The organism is Marinobacter sp. L-80 (genome assembly GCF_056859395.1).
This window is the reverse complement of record NZ_JBSXOI010000067.1, coordinates 60,187-84,136: the sequence shown is the minus strand read 5'-3', so window position 1 is coordinate 84,136 and position 23,950 is coordinate 60,187. Positions and strand designations below refer to the sequence as shown.

Here is a 23,950-nt window from a genome sequence, read left to right as displayed (position 1 = left end):
GTTTGAGGGGCAAAAAATGGAAAGCGGCAAGCGAGACATGCCGGTCTATGCGCCAATCGATCCCAGTGAGTCCATGGACGCAATCGGAAATCGTATCCAGCAACACGCCCAGACCCGTCGCAGCCACCCGGCCCTGATTGACGAACAGGGCACCCTGGACTGGCGAAGCCTTGTCGACCAGGTAAACCGTATTGCCAACCGGTTACGCGAGGCCGGTCTGCGGCCGGGCGAGTCTGTGGCTGCCTTGTCAGGAAACAGCCGGGACGATGTCGCCCTGTACCTTGGCACCCTGGTGGCCGGGGGCTGTATGGTGCCGCTGTCTGGCATGGCCAGTAGCGAAGCACTTGCACTGATGGTGGCGGATTGCCAGGCACGCTTTCTGTTCGTTTCCGGCCAACAGCGGGAGCTGTTTGGCCGCCTGCGAGCACAGCTGACCAAGGTACCCGGCGAGCGCATCATCAGCCTGGCCGGCCCCCTGGACGGAGCCGGTTACTCCCTGGTTGACTGGCTGGCGCAGACTACGGCCACCGCCCGGCCCGAGCCGGTCACCCTCGACGATCCGTTCAATATCATTTACAGCTCCGGCACCACAGGCACGCCCAAGGGGATCCTGCACGATTATCGCTTCCGCCAGCGTCAGATGGTCAGGATGAGCCGCTATGGGTTGGACGGCGAGGCTATCAACCTTGTATCAACGCCACTTTATTCCAACACCACCCTGGTTTCAGTGTTACCCACGCTCTACCACGGCGGCACCCTGGTGCTGATGGCGAAATTCGATGCCCACAGGTTCCTGCAACTGGCCGAAACCCACCGTGTTACGCACGCCATGCTGGTACCGGTGCAATACCAGCGGATCCTGGCGCAGCCGGATTTTGACCGGTTTGACCTCTCCAGCTTCAAGCTGAAGCTCTGCACCAGTGCCCCGTTGCGGTCGGCGGTGATTGCCGATGCCATGGCACGCTGGCCCGGCAACCTCCGGGAGGTCTATGGCCTTACCGAAGGCGGTATATCCACCAGTCTCGACTGCGCTGCCCACCCGGACAAATGGGACTCGGTTGGTGTACCCACCCAGGGCGCTGAGGTGCGGGTGATCGGCGAGGATGACCGTGAGCTGCCCCGGGGCTCCAATGGCGAGATCGTGGGCCGCGCCATTTCCATGATGCGCGGCTATGTGAATCGCCCGGAGCTGACCCGGGAGATGCTCTGGACGAGCCCGGAGGGTAAGGTGTATTACCGCAGTGGTGACATGGGACGAATCGACGAGGACGGCTTCATCTACATCCTTGATCGACGGAAGGATATGATCATTTCCGGCGGCTTTAACATCTATCCAGTGGATCTGGAAAAAGTACTGCTGTCGCACCCGGCGGTAGCCGACGCCACGATCATCGGTATTCCCAGCGAACACTGGGGGGAAACGCCCCTGGGCCTGGTGGTTCTCCAGCCCGATCGTAATGAAACCGAAAACGGGATACTGGAGTGGGCCAACACACAGCTGGGAAAATCCCAGCGTCTGGCGGCCATTGAATTCCGTGCCACGTTGCCCCGCTCTGCCATTGGCAAGGTGCTCAAACGGGAACTTCGCGCGCCTTACTGGCCCGGAACCTGAGGCGGCGCGAGACAGATCGGCCGTCGGTACTGCTGACGTTCAATCGATGAACTATCCTTTTATGAATTCTGTAATCAATGACCGATCAACCGCCTATTGCAAAAAACAAGACATGTGTTAGATTCAGAAAACTACGATTCACCATGCAGTCGCCAATTCTGCACAGTGAAACAAAGAAAGATCCATTGGTATAACTAAACAGTCATTCAATGCACAAGTACAACAACGAAAGAGGCCTACCATGACTCTAGTTAATAACGCTCGAAAAAAACTGACCGTCTTTGCCTCGGCACTGACCCTTGGTCTGTCAGCCGCCCTGGCTGCCACACCGGCCGCCGCGCAGGACACCGTAACCTGGAAAGTCCAGTCCCACTGGCCCGGTTCCAGCAGCTCATACACAGACAGCCTTGGCCGGATCAAACGGGTTCTGGAAGAGCGCACTGATGGCCGTCTGAAGCTGCAGCTTTACGAGGCTGGCTCGCTGTTCAAGGCCACGGACACTTTCAACGCGGTAAGCCGTGGCATCCTGGAAATGGGCACTATTTCCCCGTCATATGCCCAGGACAAGATCTCCCTCGCCGGCATTGCCTCTGGCCTGCCGTTTGCCTTCCGCAACGTCTGGGAGGCCGCCTACTTCCACCAGAACCTGGGGTTCGAACAGATGCTCCGGGACGAAGCGGCAGAGCATGACGTTTACTGGGCCACAGACAAAGTCTACCCGACTGAAATGGTGGTCAAGGAGCCGGTTGAAAGCGTGGAGGACTTCAACAGCCTGAAGATTCGCTCCTCCGGCGCCCTGCAAACCTTCCTGACCGAAGCCGGGGCCGCCGCCTCTTATATTCCGGGCAGTGAACTCTACTCAGCCCTGGATTCCGGCATCGTGGACGGTGCCCACTGGGGAGCGGCCCAGGGTGCCTACAGCATGGGCCTGTATGAAGTGGCCAAGTACCATGTGCAGCCTGCCCTGAACATTGCCGGCACTGATGTCATCATCGTCAGCCAGAAGGCTCTGAACAAGCTGCCGGAAGACATGCAGAAGATCGTCAAGGATGCCCTCAACGAGCAGTTCTGGATCCGCACCAACGAGTACCAGTACAAGGAGCGTATCACCCTGGCCAAGGCCATCGAGGAACAGGGCGTGCAAGTGAATGTCCTCCCGGATGAAGTCCAGAACAAGCTGGTCGCCACCGCCCAGGCCATGTGGGATGAGGAAGGCAAGCGCAGTGAGAATGCCAAGAAGGCGCTCGACATGCTGAAAGGTTACCTGGCCGACCTCGGCTATCTCTGATCAGCCATTGCTCTGACCGGGGCCGGGGTCTTCGACTCCGGCCTTTCTTTCCCCGAACCAAACCAGCATCCCATGGGAGAATGCCATGAGTGTGATGATTGCCGCATTCATGAGAGGGGTTACCCGTCTCAACGATTTCATCGGCCGGTGGGTTGCCCTCCTGATTTTCGCAATGTTCGTGTTCCTGCTTCTTGAAGTGGGGTTCCGCTATCTGCTCAATTCTCCCACGGTCTGGACCAACGAACTGACCCAGATGCTTTTCGGCATCTACGCAATAATGTCCGGTGGCTACATCATGGCCCATCGCGGCCACGTCAACGTGGACCTGTTGCATTCGCATCTGAAGCCACGGAAACGCGCGGCTCTGGACATTGTTACCTCCGTGGTCTTTTTCATTTTCACGCTCGCCCTGCTGTGGTTCGGGATCGACATGGCCCAGGAATCCATGTCCAGTTGGGAAACTTCCTACTCGGCCTGGAATCCGCCTATCTGGCCAGTGAAGCTGGCCATTCCCATCGGCACCGCGCTGCTGGTTCTGCAAGGGTTGGTCAAACTGCTCGAAGACATCGCCGTGGCCTTCAACCTGGATTACTACACACCTCAAGAGTCCGAATCTGAAGGAGATCAGCTGTGAGCATTGAAGCCCTGACTCTCCTGTTCTTCGGTTCGCTGCTGTTTTTCCTGCTGCTGGGCCTGCCGCTGGCGTTTGTTCTCGGTGGCGTCTCGGTGGTGTTCCTGTATTTCACCTGGGGATTTGATTCCTTCTACATGGTGGCCTCCCAGATCTGGGGCACCATGGAAAGCTTTACCCTGGTCGCCATCCCTCTGTTCGTATTCATGGCCATGATTCTGGAGCGCACCGGTGTGGCCCGGGATCTGTACCGGATGATGCACCTGTGGTGCGGCGGCCTGAGAGGCGGCCTTGCCCTCGGCACCCTTGGCATCTGTGCGGTATTTGCCGCCATGGTCGGCATCAGTGGCGCTGCAGTGGTTGCCATGGGAACCATAGCCCTGCCATCCATGCTCGAGCGTGGCTACGACAAGAGCATGGCCCTGGGCGTAATCAATACCGGCGGTGGCTGGGGCATCCTGATTCCGCCCAGCATCCTGATGATCCTCTACGCCCTGATCACCGGCGTGTCTGTCGGCCAGATGTTCGCCGCGGGCATCATGCCCGGCATCCTGCTGATGGTACTGACGGCCATCTACATCCTGGTGCGCTGCCACCTGCAACCGGAGCTGGCACCGGCGCTGCCAAGAGAAGAACGAGGCACCTGGCCGGAGAAATTCCGGGCTCTGCGAGCCGTGCTCCTGCCGATTGGAGTGGTGGTCATGGTACTGGGCTCCATCATCGGCGGTATTACCACCCCGACTGAAGCCGCTGCCATGGGTGTTCTCGGCGCCCTGATTTCCGCCGCCGTGTATCGGCAGTTCAAGTGGAGCATTCTGAAGGAAGCTGCGATCCGCACCTTCAAGCTCACCGGCATGATCATGTGGATCCTGTTTGCGGCCCATGCCTTCAGCGCTGCGTACCAAAGCATGGGCGCACAGGAGCTGATCGAGGGCCTGATGAACATGGTGCCCGGTGGGCCCTGGGGCATCATCATCGCCATGATGGTAATCGTGTTCCTGCTGGCGATGGTGCTGGATCCGGTGGGTATCATGCTGATCACCCTGCCGGTGTTCATGCCGATCGTGGAATCCCTGGGCTTCGATCCGATCTGGTTCGGCATCCTGTTCGTGATCAACATGGAAATCGGCTACATGACGCCACCCTTCGGCTTCAACCTGTTCTACCTGAAGGGCATCGTGCCGCCGTCGATCACCATGAAGGATATCTACAAGTCGATCATTCCCTTCGTGATTGTGGAGATCATCGGCATCATCCTGATCATGATCTTCCCGGAAATTGCCACATGGCTGCCGGATCTGTTTTTCTGAACCTGGCCTGAACGCAAAGTTGCCAGCCAAAGCGGGTAAGCGCTAATCTCGTGGGACTTCCGGACAAAGGAACCGGAAGCCCACACAAGGAGAACAGACATGGATAACCCGCAACGAGAGCCGATGCTGGCATTGAACAGCGTCATCCTCACAGTATTTTTCTTCCTGCTTACTCTACTCCCTGCCCAAAGCCAGGCCGACACCCTGTCCGACCAGAGAGTCGCCTCGTTTATCGAAAGCGTTCAGGCGGCACAAACACTGGCACCGGAATTCGAGGAGCTGGAGCGTCAGATGGATAGCCAGAACGAGAGCGCCATGCCGGATTTCTCCCGGATCGTGTCGGGATCCCTGGAGCAGATGAAAGGCCATGAAGCCTATGGCCGCCTCGAAGACGTGGTGCAGGATCACGGCTTCGACAACCTTGAATCCTGGGGTGCCACCGGAGACCGGGTTTTCCAGGCCTGGATGGCCATCGAAATGGCAGAGCAGAAGCCGGCCGCCAGGCAGGAGATGGAAGCCGCGCTCGCCGAGATGGAAAACAGCCCTCACATGACGGCCGAACAGAAAGCCCAGATGCGGGCCATGATGGAGGGTGCGATGGGCGCCATGCAAAGCGCGAGCAACGCTCCGGCGGCAGATATCGAGGCGGTGCGTCCCCACGTAGAGGCGCTGAGACAGCTAGGCGAGGAGTAGGAAGCAGCCACCGGAAAACAGAAAGCCCGGCAAGATCACTTGCCGGGCTTTTTCATTGCCACGTTTCATTCAACCGTGATGTGGATACCTTTGCTCAGGACATCAGGTTGTAGAAAAAGACGATGGCAACTGCGATGGGAGTCACGAACCGGATCAGGTTGTACCAGAGGGTAAAGGCTCCTCCCTGAAGGGCCAGATCGGATTTCAGCGACTCTTTGGCCACGAACCAGCCGACAAATACCGCCGTCAGCAAACCGGAGAGCGGCAGCAGCACGTTGGCTGTGAAGAAGTCCAGCAGGTCGAAGATGGTCTTGCCTTCGAAGCGCTCAAACATGGCGAGCGGCGCGACGTCGGCCCAGACATTCAGCGACAGAATCGAAGCAATGCCCAGCGCCCAGCAGAGCACACCGACAAGGATGGAACTGCCTGTACGGGCCAGGCTGGTTTTTTCCTCAACCCACTCAACTACCGGCTCCAGCAGGGAAATACCGGAGGTCCAGGCGGCGAACAACAGCAGGATAAAGAACAGGGTGCCAAACAGGCCGCCCATGGGCATATTGCCAAAGGCCAGCGGCAGGGTCTGGAAAATCAGTCCGGGACCGGCACCGGCTTCCAGACCGTTGGCAAACACCACCGGGAAAATGGCCAGACCGGCCAGGAGTGCGACGACGGTATCCATGATGGCCACGCTGACAGCGGTGCGACCAATGGACACATCCCGACCCAGATAGGAACCGTAGGCCATCATGATGGCCATACCGAGGCTCAGGGTAAAGAAGGCGTGGCCAAGGGCGATCAGAACCCCGTTGATGGTCAGGGCACCAAAATCCGGCATAAACAGGAAGCTGACGGCCTCACCAAAATGGCCTGTCGTGGTGGCATAACCTACCGCCACCAGCAGCAACAGAAACAGGGCCGGCATCAGGATGGTAACGGCCCGTTCCAGGCCTCCTTTCAGTCCCTGAGACACCACCAGAATAACCAGCGCCATGAAGATCGTGTGCCAGAGCAGCAGCTGCCCGGGGCTGGCCAGCAGGCCGCCGAACAACTCACCGATGGAGTCTGCGGTGCCACCGGTAAAGTCGCCCATGGCGGCATGTCCCACATAGGACGCTGCCCAGCCGCCGATCACCGAGTAGAAAGAGAGGATCACAAAGGCCGCGATCATCCCGATGATGGCCGAGATCCGCCAGCCCGGCGCGCTGAGGTTGCGCTCTGCCACCAGCCGCATGCTGGTGATGGGGTTATGTCGGCCATTCCGGCCGATAAACACTTCCGCCATCATGATGGGGATACCGATCACTGCGATACACAGCAGATAAACCAGCACGAAGGCGCCACCACCGTTTTCGCCGGTAACGTAGGGGAACTTCCAGATATTACCGAGACCGACGGCCGAACCGGTTGCCGCCAGAATAAACGCCAACCGGGAAGACCAGAGACCACGGGCGGCCCCTGAACCGTTGCCCGAAACCGAGTTGGACTGAGTCATGTTGTGTTCCTGTGCTTTTGGCTGAGGAATGTCTTCAAAAAGGGATAGCCACGGCGTTGCCGGGGCAATTGGGGCGGGATTCTGCCAGCACTGGCGCGTCGATGCCAGTGCTGGCGCACTCCCGGTCCGGATTGGTCCGGCGGGAGGAAAAGGAAGCTAAAGCTAACTAGCCGTTTTTGCTGATAAACCTGGCTATCAGGTCTTTCAGGCCACGGGACATGGCGCTGAGCCGGTCACTGCTCTGCTTGGCGGAGTCGGCCTGGGCATCACTATGATCGGCCAGCTCGGCAATATTGGTAATCTGGCGATTGATCTCGTCGGACACCTGGCTCTGCTCCTCAAAGGCCGCAGACATACTGATAAAGCTGTCGGAAATGGTCTGGATCGAGGTCACGATATCGCGCAGCGAGTTCTCGGCCTCCCGCACCTTTTCAAGGCCCTGACCGGCAACAGCCTCACCGTCCCGGGTTGCCTGGACCGCCGAGTCCACCTGCTGACGGAAATCATCGATCACGTTCTGGATCCGCACGGTGGATTCCCGAGTCCGGCGGGCCAGTGAGCGCACCTCATCCGCTACCACTGCAAAACCCCGGCCCTGCTCACCGGCACGCGCCGCTTCGATAGCCGCGTTCAATGCCAGAAGGTTGGTTTGCTCGGCAATATCGGAAATCAGGTTGGCGGCTTCACCGATGCTGTTGGTGGACTCACCCAGCTTGCTGATCGTCGAACCAATACCATTTACGCGGGTTACCAGCTCTTCAATCGCAACCAGCGCTTCGGCGCTCCGGTCGCTGCCCACACCCGCAAGACGATTGGCCTCCTCGGCTTCACGGGCGTTACTGGTCACCGACTCGGCCACTTCCTGGATTGAGGCGGTCATTTCATTGATGGCCGAGGCAGTCTGATCGGTTTCCGCCCGCTGCCGGGCGATTGCCGCCGCGCCATCGCTGATATAGCCGTGGGAGGCCCGCGCCTGCTCATAGAGCAGTTCTGCCTGGTCATCAATCCGCGCCAGGGCCGTCCGAACACGGGCCTCTTCACTGACCAGCAACAGCGACAGCTGCGAGAACAGTCCGCGTTCGTCGCTGTAGGTACGGGCAACAATGGGATCCCGGAAGGCATCTGGGCGAAGGTCCAGCAGCTTGCGCAAGCGAGCGGCCAGGGAGTTGAACACGAGGCCAAACCCCAGGGCGTGACCCACAACAATCAGGCCTGCTGCCAACCAAGGTTGGTTGATCTTGAGGGCACCAAGGCTGAGTACCAGCGACACCAGGAATGGCCAGCCGGAACGGAGCATCGACAAGGCACGATTGCTGAAGGATGAGGTCATCTTCCCGGCAGAGATCTTGGAATACAGCCGCTCGGCCCTGGCGATCTGCTCGCGGGTCGGCTCGACCCGAACCGACTCGAAGCCAACCATCTGGCCGTTCTCACGGATCGGCGTAACGTACGCACTGACCCAGTAATGGTCGCCGCTCTTCGCCCGGTTCTTCACCACACCCATCCAGGCCTTGCCGGCCTTCAGGTAATCCCACATATCCTTGAATACGGCCTGGGGCATGTCCGGATGGCGGATGATGTTGTGAGCCTGGCCAACCAGTTCTTCCCGGGAGAAACCGCTGATTTCCACAAACTCTTCGTTGCAGTAGGTGATCACCCCTTTCAGGTCCGTGGTGGTAATCAACCGACCGCCTTTCCGCATTTTTACTTCACGCTGGGTTACCGGGAGATTCTTGCGCATAAACGGACCTTCTGACTCGGGGCTGACCACGGGGATAAATATGGGCAAACAAGGGTAAGCCCCGATGAATATCATTGATATTCATCAAAGGTTACCTTGCGTATGTGGAGTGTAACGGCAGAGGTGAGCGGAACCTTAGTGCGTGCAGGTACTTATGTCGTAACCGCCAGCCGGGCCCGGGGATGGAAGCGGGCGTTTACCCAGAGGGAGAAGGCAATCACGCCACCGCCAATCGCCAGCCTCAGCAAATCGGCGTCGCGATTCCAGATCAGCAGGTTGACGATCAGGCCTGCAGGCACCAACGCATTGTTCATGATAGCCAGGGTGCCGGCGTCAACCACACAGGCACCGCGATTCCACAGGAACAGACCCAGGCCGGAGGCAGCAAGCCCCAGCCATGCCAGGATGCCCCACTGTACCGGTGTGGTCGGCAGCTTCTCGGCATTGCCGAATATCAGGAAGGACGGCAACGCAATAATCAGGGCGCCAAAGAAGAAATAGCCGAAGGTTCGGTAGCCCGGCAGATCACTCTGGTAGTGTTGCATCACGTGCTTGTAACCTACCTGGCCGGCTGCAAAGGTAAAATTCGCCACCTGCAGCAAAAGGAAGCCGGTAATGAAGTCCTCACTGAGCCCGTCGTAGCGTATGATACCCGCCCCGACAGTTGCGATGGCTGCAGCCAGGAGCGCCACCGGTGAAAACCGGCGAAACAGGGCGTCATCCAGCAGGGTCACATACAGCGGAGTGAAAATCGTGAACAGCAGGACTTCCGGGACTGTCAGGTAGCTAAAGGACCGGTACAGACAGAGGTAGGTAATCCCGAACTGCAGCATGCCGGTAACCAGAATACCCAGCTTCTGTCCGGAAGCCACGCCCCGCCAACGGGTGAACGGCAGAAAGACCAGAGCACCGAGCAGCACACGGCTGAGCACGGCAAAATCGCTGTCCACCTGGCCGGCCAGAAATTCGCCGATCAGACTGAATGAAAACGCCCACAGAACGGTAACAAAAACCAGAAGTCCCATCGCCACTGCCATCTGTTGTGATCAAGGCGCGTACTTTAACGGTTTTCGGAGAAACTTGCAGTGCAGAAACACGGGATAAAACCCCATGGATGAGATCCACCAGCCATTACCGGAACCCCGCCAGCCGCTGGTCACCAGAACACTGACAGAGTGGCGAACCCTCGCCATTCTGGGCGGGCCAATCCTGATCGCCCAACTGGCCCAGATGGCCAACGGCGTGATCGATACCATCATGGCCGGCCACGCGAGTGCCGAGGATCTTGCGGCAGTGGGTATTGGTAGCAGCCTGTGGATGCCCCTGTTCCTGTTTTTCATAGGCATGCTGGGGGCACTGCAGCCAATTATTTCCGGCTACAACGGTGCCCGGGAGGTGGGGAAAATCATGCCTGCAACCTGGCAGGGGCTTTACCTGGCCGCCGCCGGATCCGTGATCATGATCCTGCTGCTGACTCACGTGCACCCGGTGCTGGCACTTCTGAACCTGGAAGCCAATACCGCACGCATCACCCAGGGCTACCTCAATGCCTTCGCCTGGGGCATCCCGGCGCTGCTGTTAATGACGGCACTACGGGGCCTGACCGATGGCCTCGGGCACACCCGCGTGATCATGGCATTCTCTGTACTCAGCACACTGATCAATCTGCCGATGAACTACATCTTCATCTACGGCAAGTTGGGGCTACCTGCGATGGGCGGTGTCGGTTGTGGCTGGGCCACATCCATTTCCAACGGTGTCGCGGCAGCGGCACTGCTCGTGTATCTGAACCGAAGCCGGGTTTACCGTCAGTTTCACCTGATTGCCGATTGGGTGAAGCCGGACCTGGCAGGCATGCGCTACATCCTCGGCATCGGCGTGCCCATCGGCTTCACCATCTTTGTCGAGGCCAGCCTGTTCTCGGTCATTGCTCTGTTTCTGGCACCCCTTGGCCCGGTGGTGGTGGCCGGGCACCAGATTGCCCTGAACGTGGTATCTCTACTGTTCATGCTGCCGTTGAGCATCGGTATGGCGCTGACTCTCCGGGTCAGCTTCCTTATCGGTGCCCGGGCACCCGCCACCGCAAGACTCATCTCCCGAAGTTCACTGATTCTGGCGGCTGCTACAGCGCTGGTTTTTGCAATACTGCTGTTCGTATTCTCCCGGGAGATCGCAGCACTCTATACCAGTGATACCGAGGTACAGGCGGTCACCGTGAAGCTTCTGATGTTCGCGGCCCTGTTCCAGATTGCCGATGTTATCCAGGTAACCTGCATCAGTGCCTTGCGGGGTTACAAGGACACCCGCATTCCCATGTTCATCATGCTGTTTTCATTCTGGGGCGTCGGCATGCCACTGGGGTATGTGCTGACGTTCATGGACTTGTTGGTGCCGGCCATGGGGGCTGCCGGCTTCTGGGTAGGCCTCACGGGGGGCCTGGCATCTGCCAGCATTCTGCTGGGGTGCAGACTCTTTCTGTTTGCTCCCAATAGCGATCAGGCCGTTTCGGCTGCAAGCTCCGGCGTGCGCTGAGCATCGGCAAATACAACACGATCCCGGCCAGCTTCCTTGGCCTCATAGAGTGCCGCATCCGCCCGGGCAAGCCAGCTATCAACGCTTTCGCCATGCTCGAGCAGTGCCACGCCGAACGACGCCGTCACCGAACCGCCGGGGTGCTTCATGTATTTGCGCAGCACCTGTTGCAGGTTGTTCATCACTGCCTTGAGGCCAATGCCATCGACACCCGGCAGGAGCAGTACGAATTCTTCGCCACCGTACCGGAACAGCTGGTCTGACTTGCGGGTGTTCTGTTTCAGCAGCGCCACCAGATCGGTCAAGACACCATCGCCCACGCCATGGCCATGCTCATCGTTGATCTTCTTGAAATGATCGATATCCAGCATGACCAAGGCATAGGGCAAACCGGTACGCTCGGCATTCGCTGCCGCCAGATCCAGCTCCTGATCCATTGAGCGCCGGTTCTTGATGCCGGTCAGCGGATCGATCGTTGCCAGATGCTCCAGACGCTCCCGCTGATCATGGTTCCTGTGGGCAAAGACATAGGCGCAGGCACTGACCACAAAGGCCGTTGAAGCAAACGACCACATCTGGACATCAGAGCGGAAAGCCCCACCATGAACCATCAGGGCAATGACCGAGGCAATGTTCAGGGCTACCGCAATCCTGGGATTAACGAGAAAGAAGGTAGTGACAAGACACGGGTATAACCAGAACAGTCCCGGCTCGCCTACCACAATGCCCACGACGACCGCGCCGCCACAAGCAACACTGGCGACAACCACGCCACTTCGTCGCGTGTCCCCGGTTACCCATGCATAGACCAGCGCAGAGCAGATACCGAGAAGAATCGTTGTATCCACCAGTCCGGCCAGCAGATTGCCCTGCAGGTAGCGCATCACGGCAAATGGAGTAATCCCCAGAAACGCGCTCACCCCCAGCAGGGTGATGATCGATAATCGGAAATCGGAAATCGGTCTTGAGGCGATGGAGCATTTAGCGTTTTCGTCCGACAAAAGTACTATCCAGAATCCCAGAATAGCTCAACCAATTTGAATGATCGTTAAAGGACAACGATTCTTTACATATTCTCTATCAAAAAAGACAAAGTGTGAACGCTTGCTCATTTTTTCTTCCTCCCGAAACAGGGGCAGCGGTAAAATCAGGTAAAACCGCACTGCTTCCTGGCCAGAGCCAGCCCGCGCCAGTGGAGCCCCAGCCGCATTCGGGGTTACACTGGCGACACAATTAACCTGCACCAGAGACACCTGATTTGACCGAACTTGTCCGAATTGCGCCCGGGGCGCTGACCATCGGCCGGCCCCTGCCCTGGGACGTCTACGATGCAGACGGTAATATCCTTCTGCGCCAGGGCTATGTGATTCAGACAGATTCCCAGCTGGAGCAATTGTTCGAGCGCGGCCGATTCAAACCTCGCAAGATCGAACGCCCTCAGGAAGAAGTGTTCGAGGATAACCGGGACAGGAACCCGTTTGCCGATTACCCGGACCTGCTCCACTCCCTTGAAGCAACCCTGAAAGCCATTACCGATTCTGATCCTTCGGCCCAAAAACGGCTCCTCGGCCTGGCCCGGATGATCGAGCGCACCTGCACGGAATCACCCGATGCAACCCTGGCACTGGTTCACCTCTACTCAATTGGCCCGGTCATTCACGAACAGATCCTGTTTTACGCCATTCTTTGCCAGTTTATTGGCCGGCAATTTGGCCTGGAGGAGAAAAGAGTTGCAGTACTGACTGCTGCCGCCCTCACTGCCAACCTCGGGCTCGTGCCCATCGCCGACAAGCTGAATGCCTCCAATACAGTGCTGAACGATGAACAGCGCGGCGTCATTCGCAAACACCCCGAACGCAGCATCCAGGCCCTGCAGGCCGCGGGCATTGATAACAAGCTCCTGTTGACCATCATTGCGCAACACCATGAGCAAGCCGACGGAAGCGGCTACCCGAAAGGTCTGAGTGGCACCGAAATACGGCCGGAAGCGGAAATCCTGGCGCTGGCAGAGCGGTATGTGGCCATGATCACCAAACGTGCCTACCGGCAGCGCATGAACGTGGCCGACGCCCGGAAGCTGATTGCCAACCTGGCCGACGGCAAGTTCCGACCGGCCATCCCCAAGGCCCTGCTGCAGATTCTCGGGGAGTATCCGCCCGGCATTCTGGTTCGTCTGGAAAACAACGAAGTGGGCGTGGTCACGCGCCGGCCAGTCAGAGCCCGGGGACCTTTCGTCAAGGCCATCTTCGGCTCCCGGGGCAACCGTTACACTGGCACCTTCGAGCGGGACACCAGCGAGCCGGACTTCGGCATCCAGTCCCTGGAAGAGCCGGAAGTCATGCCTTCCATGGACTTCAGCTTGGTCTGGGGCTTCCGCTCCTGACCATCGTCACCACGCTATAAACCCAGTGCTTTTGCATGATGATCAAGGTGATCATCAATGAATGAGGCAATGAAGAAATAGCTGTGATCATAACCTCGGTGCATGCGCAGGTTGATGTGATGGTGGAACTTCTCACAGGCGTCCGCCAACGCATCCGGGTTCAGCTGGCTGTCCAGAAACTCGTCCGCAGTACCCTGGTCCACAAGTAGCGGCAACCGCTCCCGAGCGGTGGGAATGAGCAACGTGGCATCCCATTCTTCCCAACTTCGCGGATCGTCTCCAAGATAGCCCTTGAAGGCTTTCTGACCCCAGGGACACTCGGTTGGGTTGGCGATGGGCGCAAACGCCGACACCGAGGCGTAGCGGCCCGGATTTTTCAGTGCGCAGATCAGAGCGCCGTGGCCGCCCATGGAGTGGCCGCTGACTGAGCGCTTGTCTGTTACCGGCAATTCATTCTCGATCAACTGCGGCAATTCCTTCACCACATAGTCGTACATCCGGTAATGGGGTGCCCAGGGTTGCTCGGTGGCGTTGATGTAGAAGCCGGCGCCGGAGCCAAAGTCATAACTGTCATCCTCGCCCGGCAGGTTCACTCCACGGGGGCTGGTGTCAGGACAGACGATGGCCATACCCAACTGAGCGGCCCGTTTCTGGGCGCCGGCTTTCTGCATGAAATTCTGGTCGGTGCAGGTCAGCCCCGACAGCCAGTAGAGGACTGGCACCTTCTTCGGGTTGGAGCCCACAGCCACGGGCGGCAGATACACCGCAAATTCCATGTCGCATTCGAGGGTAGCGGAGGTATGCCGGTAGCGGCGGTGCTCGCCTTCGAAACTGACGTTCGTGGATAGGAGTTCCATAGTGTCCTCAATTTTGGGAAAAGTGTGTTTCAGTATTCGGCACTGGCGTGCTTCGGCGGTTCCAGACCAAAGCCCGTTCGTGCCAGCTCGGCCAGGATAGCAGTACGCGTGACAATACCGATCAGTTTGCCGTGATCCACAACAGGGTACACCTTTGGCTTGCCCGCACCGAGGTTCTGGGCGAGATCGACCACCGACATCTCTGCCGAAATCGTGACCGGTTTCCGGAACATGACATCGTCAACGAGCGGGTCGCCCTCCCGATGATAGCCGCTGACCAGCAGAGCATGGATGCAATCCTGCTCGGAGATAAAACCGATCACATGGCGCTGGTCATCAACGACCGGCAGACCAGTCACGTGGTTGTGGAGCAGCGTCTTCACCACTTTGGTGAGCTGCGTGCCGCAACGGACCGGCTCGATGTGGTTCCACATGACATCTGAAACTTTGAGTGAACGCATGGGCAGAATCTCTCTCCTCGGTGGATGGTCGCCATTGTAATGAGCATAGGCAATCACCCCTGAATCCACCACTTTTACCGGGCCATCGGTTTACATGGGAAAATTTCTGACTAAACTCAGCCGGTTATACCCAATCCGGGTCAAAAATCCAAACCAATCCATGGCAGACAGAGGGAGATCCCATGGAAGCTATTTCTGAATTCGTAGGGCAGATAAACGGGCTGGTCTGGGGCCCACCCATGCTGGTTCTGATACTGGGTGTCGGGGTTTTCCTCAGCCTCGGTCTCAAGATGATGCCGGTTCTGAAGCTGGGCGCCGGCTTCCGGCTGATGTGGAAAGGCCGCTCCGCCGCGGGATCTGAATCCGAGGGTGAAATCCCGCCGTTCCAGGCGTTGATGACAGCGCTCTCAGCCACCGTTGGCACAGGCAACATTGCCGGGGTTGCCACAGCCGTGTTCCTTGGGGGCCCCGGCGCGCTTTTCTGGATGTGGCTTACGGCCCTTGTGGGCATGGCCACCAAGTACTCCGAGGCGGTCCTGGCGGTGCGTTTCCGCGAAGTCGACGAACGCGGTGCCCACGTGGGCGGCCCGATGTATTACATCCGCAACGGCCTGGGTCGCAAGTGGGCCTGGCTTGGCGTCCTGTTTGCCGTCTTTGCCGCCATCGCCGGTTTCGGCATCGGCAATACTGTGCAGGCAAATTCGGTTGCCGATGTCATGGAGACCAACTTTGGGCTGCCGCACTGGGTGACCGGCCTCGTTCTTATGGCTCTGGTGGGTATGGTCCTGATCGGCGGTATCCGCAGGATCGGCCATGTCGCCAGCGCCCTGGTGCCGTTGATGGCAGTTTCCTATCTGCTCGCCGGGCTTGTGGTTTTGGCTATCAACGCCGCCGATATTCCTGCCGCTTTTGCCCTGGTGATCAAACATGCCTTCAGCCCCATCGCCGCCGAGGGTGGGTTTGCCGGTGCGGCAGTCTGGGCAGCCATCCGCTTCGGGGTGGCCCGTGGCATCTTCTCCAATGAAGCCGGCCTGGGCTCCGCGCCCATTGCCCATGCCGCCGCACAAACCCGAAACCCGATCAATCAGGGCATGGTAGCCATGCTCGGCACCTTCATCGATACCATTATCATCTGCACGATTACCGGACTGGTGATTATCACCTCCGGCACCTGGACCTCCGGGGAATCCGGGGCGGCACTGACCTCCATGGCATTCCAGGAGGCGCTGCCCGGCGTTGGCAACTATCTTGTAGCCATTGCCCTCGCGGTTTTTGCGTTCACAACCATTCTGGGCTGGTCATTCTATGGTGAGCGCTGCATCGAGTTCCTGTTCGGCGTAAAGGCCATCGTGCCGTACCGTATTGCATGGATTCTGGCTATCCCGGTGGGTGCCACCCTGAATCTGGGCTTTGTCTGGCTGGTGGCAGACACCCTGAATGCCATGATGGCATTGCCGAACCTGATTGCCCTGCTGATGCTGAGCCCGATTGTGTTCAAGCTCACCCGTGAGCATTTTGAGAAGGAGAAAGCGCTGGGGGTCTGAGCCCCTTGTAATTGCCTCATCTGGCACCAAGGTTTGTCGTATACACTCAGAACATAACCCGGCCGTTTCAGGGCCGGAATAACAAACGAAATTGTCACTAACATGATCAAAGGAGAGTACACATGACTTTACGTCTCGGAGATACCGCCCCTGATTTTGAACAGGACTCCAGTGAAGGGAAGATTTCGTTTTACGACTGGCTGGGCGACAGCTGGGGCGTGCTGTTCTCGCACCCGGCGGATTTCACCCCGGTCTGCACCACCGAGCTGGGCCTGACCGCCAAACTGAAGGACGAGTTCGCCAAGCGCGGCGTCAAGGCCATCGCACTGAGCGTTGATCCGGTCGATTCCCACCACGAGTGGATCAAGGACATCAATGAAACCCAGGGCTGCGCGGTAAACTTCCCGATCATTGCAGACCATGATCGCAAGGTGTCCCAGCTGTACGACATGATTCACCCGAATGCCGACAGCAGCCTCACCGTGCGCTCGCTGTTCGTGATCGACCCGAACAAGAAGGTTCGCTTGATGATTACCTACCCGGCCAGCACCGGTCGTAACTTCAACGAAGTTCTGCGGGTGATCGATTCGCTGCAGCTGACCGACGAACACAAGGTCGCGACCCCGGGCAACTGGGAGCGTGGTGGCGATGTGGTTATCGTTCCGTCCCTTCAGGACGAGGAAGAAATCAAGCAACGCTTCCCGAAAGGCTACAAGGCTGTCAAATCCTACCTGCGGATGACACCAGACCCGAAAGCCAACTGGAGCGGTGACTGATCACTAGCCTCTTAAGCCTATAAAAAAGGCCGGGCAGCATTCGCTGTCCGGCCTTTTTCATGGTCGTGGATCAGGCAATCAGAATGCCGGAACCACCGCACCCTCATACTTTTCCATGATGAAGTCGCGAACCGCATCAGACTTCAGAGCCGCAGCCAGTTTCTGCATAGCCTCGCTGTCCTTGTTGTCCGGACGGGCCACCAGGATGTTCACATAAGGTGACTCGGAGCCCTCAATTACCAATGCATCTTCAGACGGGTTCAGGCCGGCTTCCAGCGCATAGTTGGTATTGATTAGCGCAAGGTCGACCTGGTTCAGGATACGGGGCAGGGTGGCAGCTTCCAGTTCCTTGAAGTCGAGATCTTTCGGGTTATCGGCGATATCACGGGGTGTTGCAGTGATCTTGCTCTCGTCTTTCAGGGTGATCACGCCGGCCTTCTGCAGGAGCAGCAGCGCACGGCCACCGTTGGTCGGGTCGTTCGGAATGGCAACCACCGCACCTTCTTTGAGCTCGTCCAGCGAATCAATCTTGCTGGAGTAGGCGCCAAACGGCTCAACGTGAACGCCGGTCACGGTTACCAGATTGGTACCACGGCCTTCGTTGAATTCATCCAGGTACGGCTGGTGCTGGAAGAAGTTGGCGTCCATCCGCTTCTGGTCCACCTGGATATTCGGCTGGATGTAATCGGTGAATACCTTCACGTCCAGTTCCACGCCCTGCTCGGCCATCTGAGGCTTCACGAATTCCAGGATTTCGGCATGGGGAACCGGGGTGGCAGCTACGGAGAGTTCTTCGGCAGCAACGGCGCCGGAGAACGTGGCTGCGGCAGCTAGTGCTGCGAGTGTTTTCTTCAGATTCATAGATCGATTCTCCTGTTGAGCATCTTGAACAAATGAGTTCGGGTTCGGAGTACGGCCGGCGGTCGGTCGGAGTACCCTTCCGAAAAACGCCCGTGAATACGTCCGTGTAGGGCTCGGTCGCGCCATCCCTGGCGCTCCACGTTTTCGGAAGGGTACTCCGACCGCCCAACGGCCTATATCCAGCTTTTCTACTTTCTGCTGAAGTACAGAACCAGACGGTCGCCGACCATCTGCAGCACCTGTACGAAAATAACCAGTAGCGCGACTGTAATGACCATTACGTCGGTCTGGAATCGTTGATAGCCGAAGCGGATGGCGAGGTCGCCCAAGCCACCGCCACCAATAACGCCGGACATGGCCGCGTAGGAAACCAGAGTGATCGCAGTAACGGTGATACCGGCAATGATGCCTGGCAGCGCTTCCGGTAACAGAGCACCGAAGATGATCTGTTTAACGCTGGCGCCCATGGCCTGGGTGGCCTCGATGATGCCGCGATCCACTTCTCGCAGGGAGGTTTCCACCAACCGTGCGAAGAACGGCGCACCGCCCGCCACCAGCGGCGGAATCGCTCCGGCGACGCCCAGCGACGTGCCGATCAGCATTACGGTGAAGGGGATCATTACGATCAGCAGGATGATGAATGGCACCGAACGGAGCACGTTCACCACGAACGACAGCACCGCATAGGCCACCGGCTGTTCCAGCAGCTGGCGTTTGCCGAACAGGAACAGAAGAACGCCGATGGGTAGGCCGATCAGGACGCTGAACAGCAGGGACATACCCACCATCACCAGGGTATCCCAGCTGGCCCAGCCAATTTCGGTCCAGTCTACATTGCTTAACAGGTCTTCCATCAGCGCAGCACCTCCACGTGAACGTCGGCAGCCTTGAGCGCCTGCATGGCCACCTCGAGATCACCGCCCACCAGTGACAGGGTCAGCTGGCCGTATGGTGTGTCCTTGATGTGGTCGATTCGGCCGGAAAGAATGCTGAAATCCACGCCGGACTCCCGGGCAACGCTGCCCAGCAGCGGTTTATAGGTGGATTCGCCCTTGAAGGTCAGGCGGAGGATCCGGCCGCTGGCCTTGCTCAGGTCCTCCTGGAGTTCGTCCCGGTCAATGCTTTCGCTCTCGAAGACAAAGTCTCGTGTGGTCGGGTGCTTCGGGTGCAGGAACACCTCGCTGACCGGGCCCATTTCGACCACTTCACCAGCGTCCATCACTGCCACGCGATCGCAGACCCGGCGCACCACGTCCATTTCATGGGTGATCAGTACGATGGTCAGGCCCAGTTCCCGGTTGATGTCGGCCAGCAGCTTCAGCACCGACTGGGTCGTTTGCGGGTCAAGAGCGCTGGTGGCTTCGTCGCAAAGCAGGATCGTGGGCCGGCAGGCCAGGGCGCGGGCAATGCCCACTCGCTGTTTCTGCCCGCCGGAGAGCTGCGATGGGTATTTGTTGGCGTGGTCGGTGAGGCTGACCCGGGCCAACAGTTCCTCAACCCGATCCCGAATCTCGGCCTTCGAGTAGATCCCCGCCAGCTTCATCGGGAAGGCAATATTGTCCGCCACGGTTTTCGACGACAGCAGGTTGAAGTGCTGGAAGATCATTCCCACCTTGCGGCGAAAGGCACGGAGTTCGGCAGCGTCGTAGTCGGTAATGTTCTCGTCGTCGATCAGAATACGACCGCCGGTGGGTGGTTCCAGCAGGTTGATCAGACGCACCAGCGTCGATTTACCGGCGCCGGAATGGCCAACGATGCCGAATACCTCGCCGGTTTCAATGGTCATATCGGTGGGATGAAGCGCGGGGATCGCCCGGCCGCCTACCTGATACGACTTCTGTACCTGGTCAAATACAATCACGGTCAGCGCCTTGTGGGTGCAGCGTTAAAAACCGGCGATTATAGCCCATTCGGTTGGCAAACCCGAATTCCGGAATGATTCTCAGTGTGGGTAGATGTCCCTACACAAACGGTTACCTGACATCCGCCACAGCCCTGAACTAAACTTGGAAGTCATAAGAACCTTAATTTCCCTCCGTTTCGAGAGCCGCGCCACCCAGAGATGCCAAAACGTGACCATTGAAAAACAGCCAACGCCCTCACGGATGAACTCCACCCAGGCATGGGTCACTTATCTCAGCAAGGTCGAGCTGCCGGTTCTGGCCAACACTCTCAAGCGTATCAATGAGTTGACGGACAGCCAAAACAGCACGGTTAACGAACTGGCCAACGTCATCCTCAACGATGCCCAGCTCACCTCCCAGGTGCTGAGACTGTCCAACACCGTGTTCTACAACCAGACGCGGACGCAGGTCAGCACGGTCAGTCGGGCCATTACCCTGATCGGCTTCGATGCCGTGAAATCCATGGCCATTTCCTCGCTGATCGTCGACGCGCTCCTGAAACGCAACGACCGCCCGCACCTCTTGCGCTGCCTGGCACGAGCCAGTCACGCCGCGGTTCAGGCACGGTGTCTGATGCCCAAACGGAATGAAACGGCCCTGGAGGAGGTTTTTATCGGGGCCTTGCTGATGAACATCGGCGAGCTGGCGTTCTGGTCCTGCGAGACAGAACAGGCGACGGAACTCGAGGAACGACTGCGGCTTGAGGAACCGCCGGTTGAGGCCCAGAAAGCCGTTCTGCACTCAACGTTTACCGAAATCACCCGCGGTCTTGTGGAGGCCTGGTCCCTCGGGCCATTTATCAGGGATGTTGTGTCTCCGGGTCAGGCCAATTCCATGGCTTCGAGCCTGGTGCGGAATTCCGTGGAAATGGCCCGACTGTCAGAACAGGGCTGGAGCGGTCCGGACATGGACAAGGTATTGGAACGCCTGGGCAGGGATATTGGTGAGCCCCCGGCGGTGGTTCGCGACCAGCTCAAGGTGAACGCATCGGAGGCCACCCGCGTGGCCGTTTCCCTGGGCATTCCGCAAGTCACTGCCATGATGCCCGGCGCCGAGGGCAAATCAGGCGACACCGGCGCAAGGGCGCCGGACATGGATGCAGAGCTGCAGCTTGAAATCCTGCGCGAATTAAGCCATTGCCTCGCCGAGAAACCGGATATCAACGAAGTCTGTCAGCTGGTAATTGAAGGCATACACCGTGCTATTGGTATGCAGCGAGTCGCCCTGTTGATGAGTGACCGCACCGGCAACGAACTGGTGCCCCGAAAACTCGGCGGCCGTGGCACCGAGGAATGGCGCGAACATTTCGTGATTCCCAAGGACGGCACCGGGCCACTGGGCCCGCTTCTGCCTCACGCCCATTGCAGCATCTACGAACCAAAACCAAACGCCGAAGGCGTGGCGTATGATCGCTGGCTGGGCAAAGTGCCGGCGTTGATTGGCCCGATCAAGGCAAATGGAAGGCTGGTCGGTCTGTTCTATGCCGACAATGCATCCGGTGCTTACCTGCCCTCAAGAGAGCAGCTATCAGCCTTCGGCCACTTTATCCAAAACGCACAACTCTGTCTGACGTTGCTATCCACACACTGACAGCCGGAGCGAAAGGTTCCGGCTGTCAGTTACCTTTCAGTGGAGAGCTCGCATCTGACGCGGATAGAGCGCTGCACTGACTTCCGGCTCTTCCAGCAGGTCGGCCAGCTCGCGGTCTACGTTAGTCTCTTCACCTTCTTCCGGCAACGGCTCGAACAGGGTGCTCAGCCAGGAGGCTACGGAGGGTGCTTCGTCCCGTTTGTAATCGGTGGACAGCGCCTTGATCCGGCGGAAGCCGATGATGCGCTGGTGTTTGGGATCCCGAATCTGTTCAAAACCCCGCCAGTAGACGTGATCCCTGGTGTGCAGTTGCACGAACAGGGTGTCGATGGGGCCGTCTGAATCGTCGGCACCCTCGGCTTCTTCCTCAATGGCTTCCGGGGCCGCTTCGGCTTCCACTTCGGGTTTCTTGTGACGGATGGTGGTCCAGGCCGGGTACAGCACGGCCACGGCATCCGCTTCAACATGCTCGCGGGCGGCGCGGAGGATCAACCCCCAGCGGGCCTTGTCGGCATCGGTTTCAAGGGAATTGATGGGCAAGTCATAGCTTTGTTCGCTGGACAGGACGATGGCCATCATGGGGGCGTCTAACTCCCCCATGGCCTCGGCCTGTGCTACTGATACCAGTTCGTCGATTGCCATCGGTTGGTTCATAATACGCTCGCCTCCTCGATGCCATCAGGGTCGTTCAGGAAGAAGGGGTCTTCCTGACTAACAGCATAGCCTGTTCCGGCTACAAAGATAAACGTGGAGTTTCCCCAGCCGGATCACAACCCCGGATACCTCAGAACGCGTCCTCAAGCCTTTCGTAGTTGCTGAACCAGGGATTGGCCTCTTCCAGTTGGCCCGCCAGCTGAAGCAGGGTCGCTTCGGCGCCGTGGGGACCGCCAAACTGGACCCCGACCGGTAACCCTTCGGCAGTCCAGTGCATCGGCACAGACATGGCCGGTGTCCCGGTCAGGTTTGCCAACTGGGTAAACGGCGTCCGGGCCAGGCTTTCCAGGGCCATCTGATCCACCTGTCCAGAGCGATGAACCAGTTTACCGGCCTTCAATTTCAGCATCAGACGGGCAGCGAATTTGAGGTGGGCCGGCGTTTCCAGTTCGCCGATGGCGGCCGGCAACTGCCCGGTGGTCGGGCTGAGGTAGAGATCGTAACTCCCGAAAAACGCACCCAGCGCCCTGGCAAACTCGTTCCACTGCTGGCGCCGCCGGACATAGTCGGACAGCGGCATCGTCTCACCAAGCATGCCAATCAGCCGGGTATCCAGCTCGAAATCGCTGTCGGTGGCGCCGAACTGCTCTTTCGCCTTCGCCATCAGCGCCGACACTTCACCGAAATACAGGCCGAGGTAGCAGCGGGCCAGGGCCATGCCGTCGAATTCCGGCGCAGCATACTCAACCCTGTGACCCAGATTCTCGAGAACCCGGGCCGTTTCCTCCACGGCTGCAACGCACTCCGGTGCTACCTCCGTATTGTAGGGTGAAGACGTGAACACGCCGATTCTTAGCTTGCCCGGAGACCGCTGCATGAGCTCGGAGTAGGCCGCAGACGGCCCGGGAATCTCGAACGGGTCGCCCGGAGCCGGCCCACTGAGCACATCCAGCATCGCCGCACTGTCTCTCACCGTCCGGCTGACCACATGGTCGGTAGACGCACCGGTCCAGGCTTCACCCATAAAGGGACCCGAGGAAATGCGTCCCCGGGACGGCTTGAGGCCAAACAGGCCATTGTAGGCAGCTGGAATGCGGATGGAGCCGCCGCCATCGTTGGCGCCGGCCATGGGTACAATGCCGGCCGCCACCGCCGCGCCGGAGCCGCCACTTGAGCCACCCGGGGTCAGCTCCGTGTTCCAGGGGTTGCGGGTTGGCCCCCAGAGCTCAGACTCGGTCACCGCTTTCAGACCAAACTCCGGCGTGGCGGTTCGCCCCAGGAAAACCAGCCCACCGTCCCGTGCCCGGCGGACAAATTCCGAATCCTGGGGCGCAATATTCTTTATCAGCCCCCGGCTGCCGTAGGTACACGGGTGACCCGCCTGCTCCTGGGCGAGGTCCTTGAGCAGCAGGGGCACGCCGGCAAAAACCGCCTGCTCGGGGAAGTGCTGTGCTGGCGCCTCGGAGAACTGCGGATAGCAGATCGCATTAAGTGTGCTGTTCACGCGGGTTGCCCGCTCAACCGCTGCCTCGCATACTTCCCTTGAAGTGACCTCACCCCGACGGACAAGATCAGCGAGTGCGGTAGCATCGTAACGAAGATATTCAGATTGCTTCATGGC

General features: G+C 58.8%; 22 protein-coding genes. 10 read left to right on the top strand and 12 right to left on the bottom strand.

The window, feature by feature from the left end; genetic code table 11:
• Positions 1 to 16 precede the first annotated feature (16 nt).
• From AC13E3_RS11295 to AC13E3_RS11275, 5 genes are all read left to right on the top strand, one after another.
• Positions 17 to 1,612: a class I adenylate-forming enzyme family protein gene (locus AC13E3_RS11295; protein WP_053113629.1), complete on the top strand. Its 1,596-nt coding sequence runs from the start codon at positions 17 to 19 to the stop codon at positions 1,610 to 1,612.
• A gap of 241 nt (positions 1,613 to 1,853) precedes the next feature.
• Entirely contained in the window at positions 1,854 to 2,900 is a 1,047-nt protein-coding gene (gene dctP / locus AC13E3_RS11290) for a TRAP transporter substrate-binding protein DctP (RefSeq protein ID WP_008177022.1), read from the top strand.
• An 85-nt stretch (positions 2,901 to 2,985) separates the two neighbouring features.
• The gene (locus AC13E3_RS11285) at positions 2,986 to 3,534 is read left to right on the top strand and encodes a TRAP transporter small permease subunit (RefSeq protein ID WP_053113628.1); all 549 of its coding nucleotides are present in this window, start codon (positions 2,986 to 2,988) and stop codon (positions 3,532 to 3,534) included.
• Positions 3,531 to 4,841 carry a TRAP transporter large permease gene (locus AC13E3_RS11280; RefSeq protein ID WP_202346381.1) on the top strand — a complete coding sequence of 437 codons (1,311 nt, stop codon included), beginning with the start codon at positions 3,531 to 3,533 and terminating at the stop codon, positions 4,839 to 4,841. The genes AC13E3_RS11285 and AC13E3_RS11280 overlap by 4 nt, the downstream gene beginning before the upstream one ends.
• Before the next feature lie 99 nt (positions 4,842 to 4,940).
• Positions 4,941 to 5,534, top strand: coding sequence for a hypothetical protein (locus AC13E3_RS11275; protein WP_273045706.1), 594 nt, complete (start codon positions 4,941 to 4,943; stop codon positions 5,532 to 5,534).
• A gap of 94 nt (positions 5,535 to 5,628) precedes the next feature.
• On the opposite strand, the gene AC13E3_RS11270 is transcribed toward AC13E3_RS11275, so the two are convergent.
• The 3 genes from AC13E3_RS11270 to AC13E3_RS11260 all read right to left on the bottom strand — a co-directional run bounded on the left by AC13E3_RS11270 (position 5,629) and on the right by AC13E3_RS11260 (position 9,792).
• Positions 5,629 to 7,026: a sodium-dependent transporter gene (locus AC13E3_RS11270; RefSeq protein ID WP_273045704.1), complete on the bottom strand. Its 1,398-nt coding sequence runs from the start codon at positions 7,024 to 7,026 to the stop codon at positions 5,629 to 5,631.
• Between the two features lie 166 nt (positions 7,027 to 7,192).
• Positions 7,193 to 8,767 carry a methyl-accepting chemotaxis protein gene (locus AC13E3_RS11265; RefSeq protein ID WP_273069126.1) on the bottom strand — a complete coding sequence of 525 codons (1,575 nt, stop codon included), beginning with the start codon at positions 8,765 to 8,767 and terminating at the stop codon, positions 7,193 to 7,195.
• Positions 8,768 to 8,919: 152 nt separating this feature from the next.
• On the bottom strand, positions 8,920 to 9,792 hold the full coding sequence (locus AC13E3_RS11260) for a carboxylate/amino acid/amine transporter (RefSeq protein ID WP_041646450.1): 873 nt from the start codon (positions 9,790 to 9,792) through the stop codon (positions 8,920 to 8,922).
• A gap of 85 nt (positions 9,793 to 9,877) precedes the next feature.
• Between AC13E3_RS11260 and AC13E3_RS11255 the strand changes: the two genes are divergently transcribed.
• Positions 9,878 to 11,299: an MATE family efflux transporter gene (locus AC13E3_RS11255; RefSeq protein WP_405417905.1), complete on the top strand. Its 1,422-nt coding sequence runs from the start codon at positions 9,878 to 9,880 to the stop codon at positions 11,297 to 11,299.
• Here the strand turns inward: AC13E3_RS11255 and AC13E3_RS11250 are convergent.
• On the bottom strand, positions 11,263 to 12,300 hold the full coding sequence (locus AC13E3_RS11250) for a GGDEF domain-containing protein (RefSeq protein ID WP_008177005.1): 1,038 nt from the start codon (positions 12,298 to 12,300) through the stop codon (positions 11,263 to 11,265). The two genes, AC13E3_RS11255 and AC13E3_RS11250, sit on opposite strands and share 37 nt — an antisense overlap.
• A 27-nt stretch (positions 12,301 to 12,327) precedes the next feature.
• Positions 12,328 to 12,543, bottom strand: coding sequence for a hypothetical protein (locus AC13E3_RS11245; protein ID WP_482902052.1), 216 nt, complete (start codon positions 12,541 to 12,543; stop codon positions 12,328 to 12,330).
• Positions 12,544 to 12,557: 14 nt separating this feature from the next.
• On the opposite strand from AC13E3_RS11245, the gene AC13E3_RS11240 reads away from it, so the two are divergent.
• On the top strand, positions 12,558 to 13,682 hold the full coding sequence (locus AC13E3_RS11240) for an HD-GYP domain-containing protein (protein ID WP_273045697.1): 1,125 nt from the start codon (positions 12,558 to 12,560) through the stop codon (positions 13,680 to 13,682).
• A 14-nt stretch (positions 13,683 to 13,696) separates the two neighbouring features.
• Here the strand turns inward: AC13E3_RS11240 and fghA are convergent, their stop codons facing one another.
• A complete protein-coding gene (gene fghA / locus AC13E3_RS11235) occupies positions 13,697 to 14,539 on the bottom strand; it encodes an S-formylglutathione hydrolase (protein ID WP_062783358.1) in 843 nt (280 codons plus the stop codon).
• Positions 14,540 to 14,568: 29 nt separating this feature from the next.
• Positions 14,569 to 15,000, bottom strand: a complete 432-nt coding sequence (locus AC13E3_RS11230) for a CBS domain-containing protein (protein WP_041645917.1) — start codon at positions 14,998 to 15,000, stop codon at positions 14,569 to 14,571.
• Positions 15,001 to 15,182: 182 nt separating this feature from the next.
• Between AC13E3_RS11230 and AC13E3_RS11225 the strand changes: the two genes are divergently transcribed.
• Positions 15,183 to 16,544, top strand: coding sequence for an alanine/glycine:cation symporter family protein (locus AC13E3_RS11225; RefSeq protein ID WP_219122411.1), 1,362 nt, complete (start codon positions 15,183 to 15,185; stop codon positions 16,542 to 16,544).
• 122 nt (positions 16,545 to 16,666) lie between these two features.
• The gene (locus AC13E3_RS11220) at positions 16,667 to 17,320 is read left to right on the top strand and encodes a peroxiredoxin (RefSeq protein ID WP_062783364.1); all 654 of its coding nucleotides are present in this window, start codon (positions 16,667 to 16,669) and stop codon (positions 17,318 to 17,320) included.
• A gap of 78 nt (positions 17,321 to 17,398) precedes the next feature.
• Here the strand turns inward: AC13E3_RS11220 and AC13E3_RS11215 are convergent, their stop codons facing one another.
• The 3 genes from AC13E3_RS11215 to AC13E3_RS11205 form a co-directional block, all read right to left on the bottom strand.
• Positions 17,399 to 18,181 carry a MetQ/NlpA family ABC transporter substrate-binding protein gene (locus AC13E3_RS11215; RefSeq protein WP_405417900.1) on the bottom strand — a complete coding sequence of 261 codons (783 nt, stop codon included), beginning with the start codon at positions 18,179 to 18,181 and terminating at the stop codon, positions 17,399 to 17,401.
• Positions 18,182 to 18,369: 188 nt separating this feature from the next.
• The gene (locus tag AC13E3_RS11210; protein WP_008176989.1) at positions 18,370 to 19,035 is read right to left on the bottom strand and encodes a methionine ABC transporter permease; all 666 of its coding nucleotides are present in this window, start codon (positions 19,033 to 19,035) and stop codon (positions 18,370 to 18,372) included.
• Positions 19,035 to 20,042 carry a methionine ABC transporter ATP-binding protein gene (locus AC13E3_RS11205; protein ID WP_104270440.1) on the bottom strand — a complete coding sequence of 336 codons (1,008 nt, stop codon included), beginning with the start codon at positions 20,040 to 20,042 and terminating at the stop codon, positions 19,035 to 19,037. Before AC13E3_RS11205 ends, AC13E3_RS11210 begins: the two co-directional genes overlap by 1 nt.
• Positions 20,043 to 20,253: 211 nt before the next feature.
• Between AC13E3_RS11205 and AC13E3_RS11200 the strand changes: the two genes are divergently transcribed.
• A complete protein-coding gene (locus tag AC13E3_RS11200) occupies positions 20,254 to 21,675 on the top strand; it encodes an HDOD domain-containing protein (protein ID WP_405417897.1) in 1,422 nt (473 codons plus the stop codon).
• Positions 21,676 to 21,711: 36 nt separating this feature from the next.
• Here the strand turns inward: AC13E3_RS11200 and AC13E3_RS11195 are convergent, their stop codons facing one another.
• Both AC13E3_RS11195 and AC13E3_RS11190 read right to left on the bottom strand, forming a co-directional pair.
• Positions 21,712 to 22,329, bottom strand: a complete 618-nt coding sequence (locus AC13E3_RS11195; protein WP_053113587.1) for a hypothetical protein — start codon at positions 22,327 to 22,329, stop codon at positions 21,712 to 21,714.
• A gap of 130 nt (positions 22,330 to 22,459) precedes the next feature.
• Positions 22,460 to 23,947: an amidase gene (locus AC13E3_RS11190; protein WP_053113585.1), complete on the bottom strand. Its 1,488-nt coding sequence runs from the start codon at positions 23,945 to 23,947 to the stop codon at positions 22,460 to 22,462.
• Positions 23,948 to 23,950 lie beyond the last annotated feature (3 nt).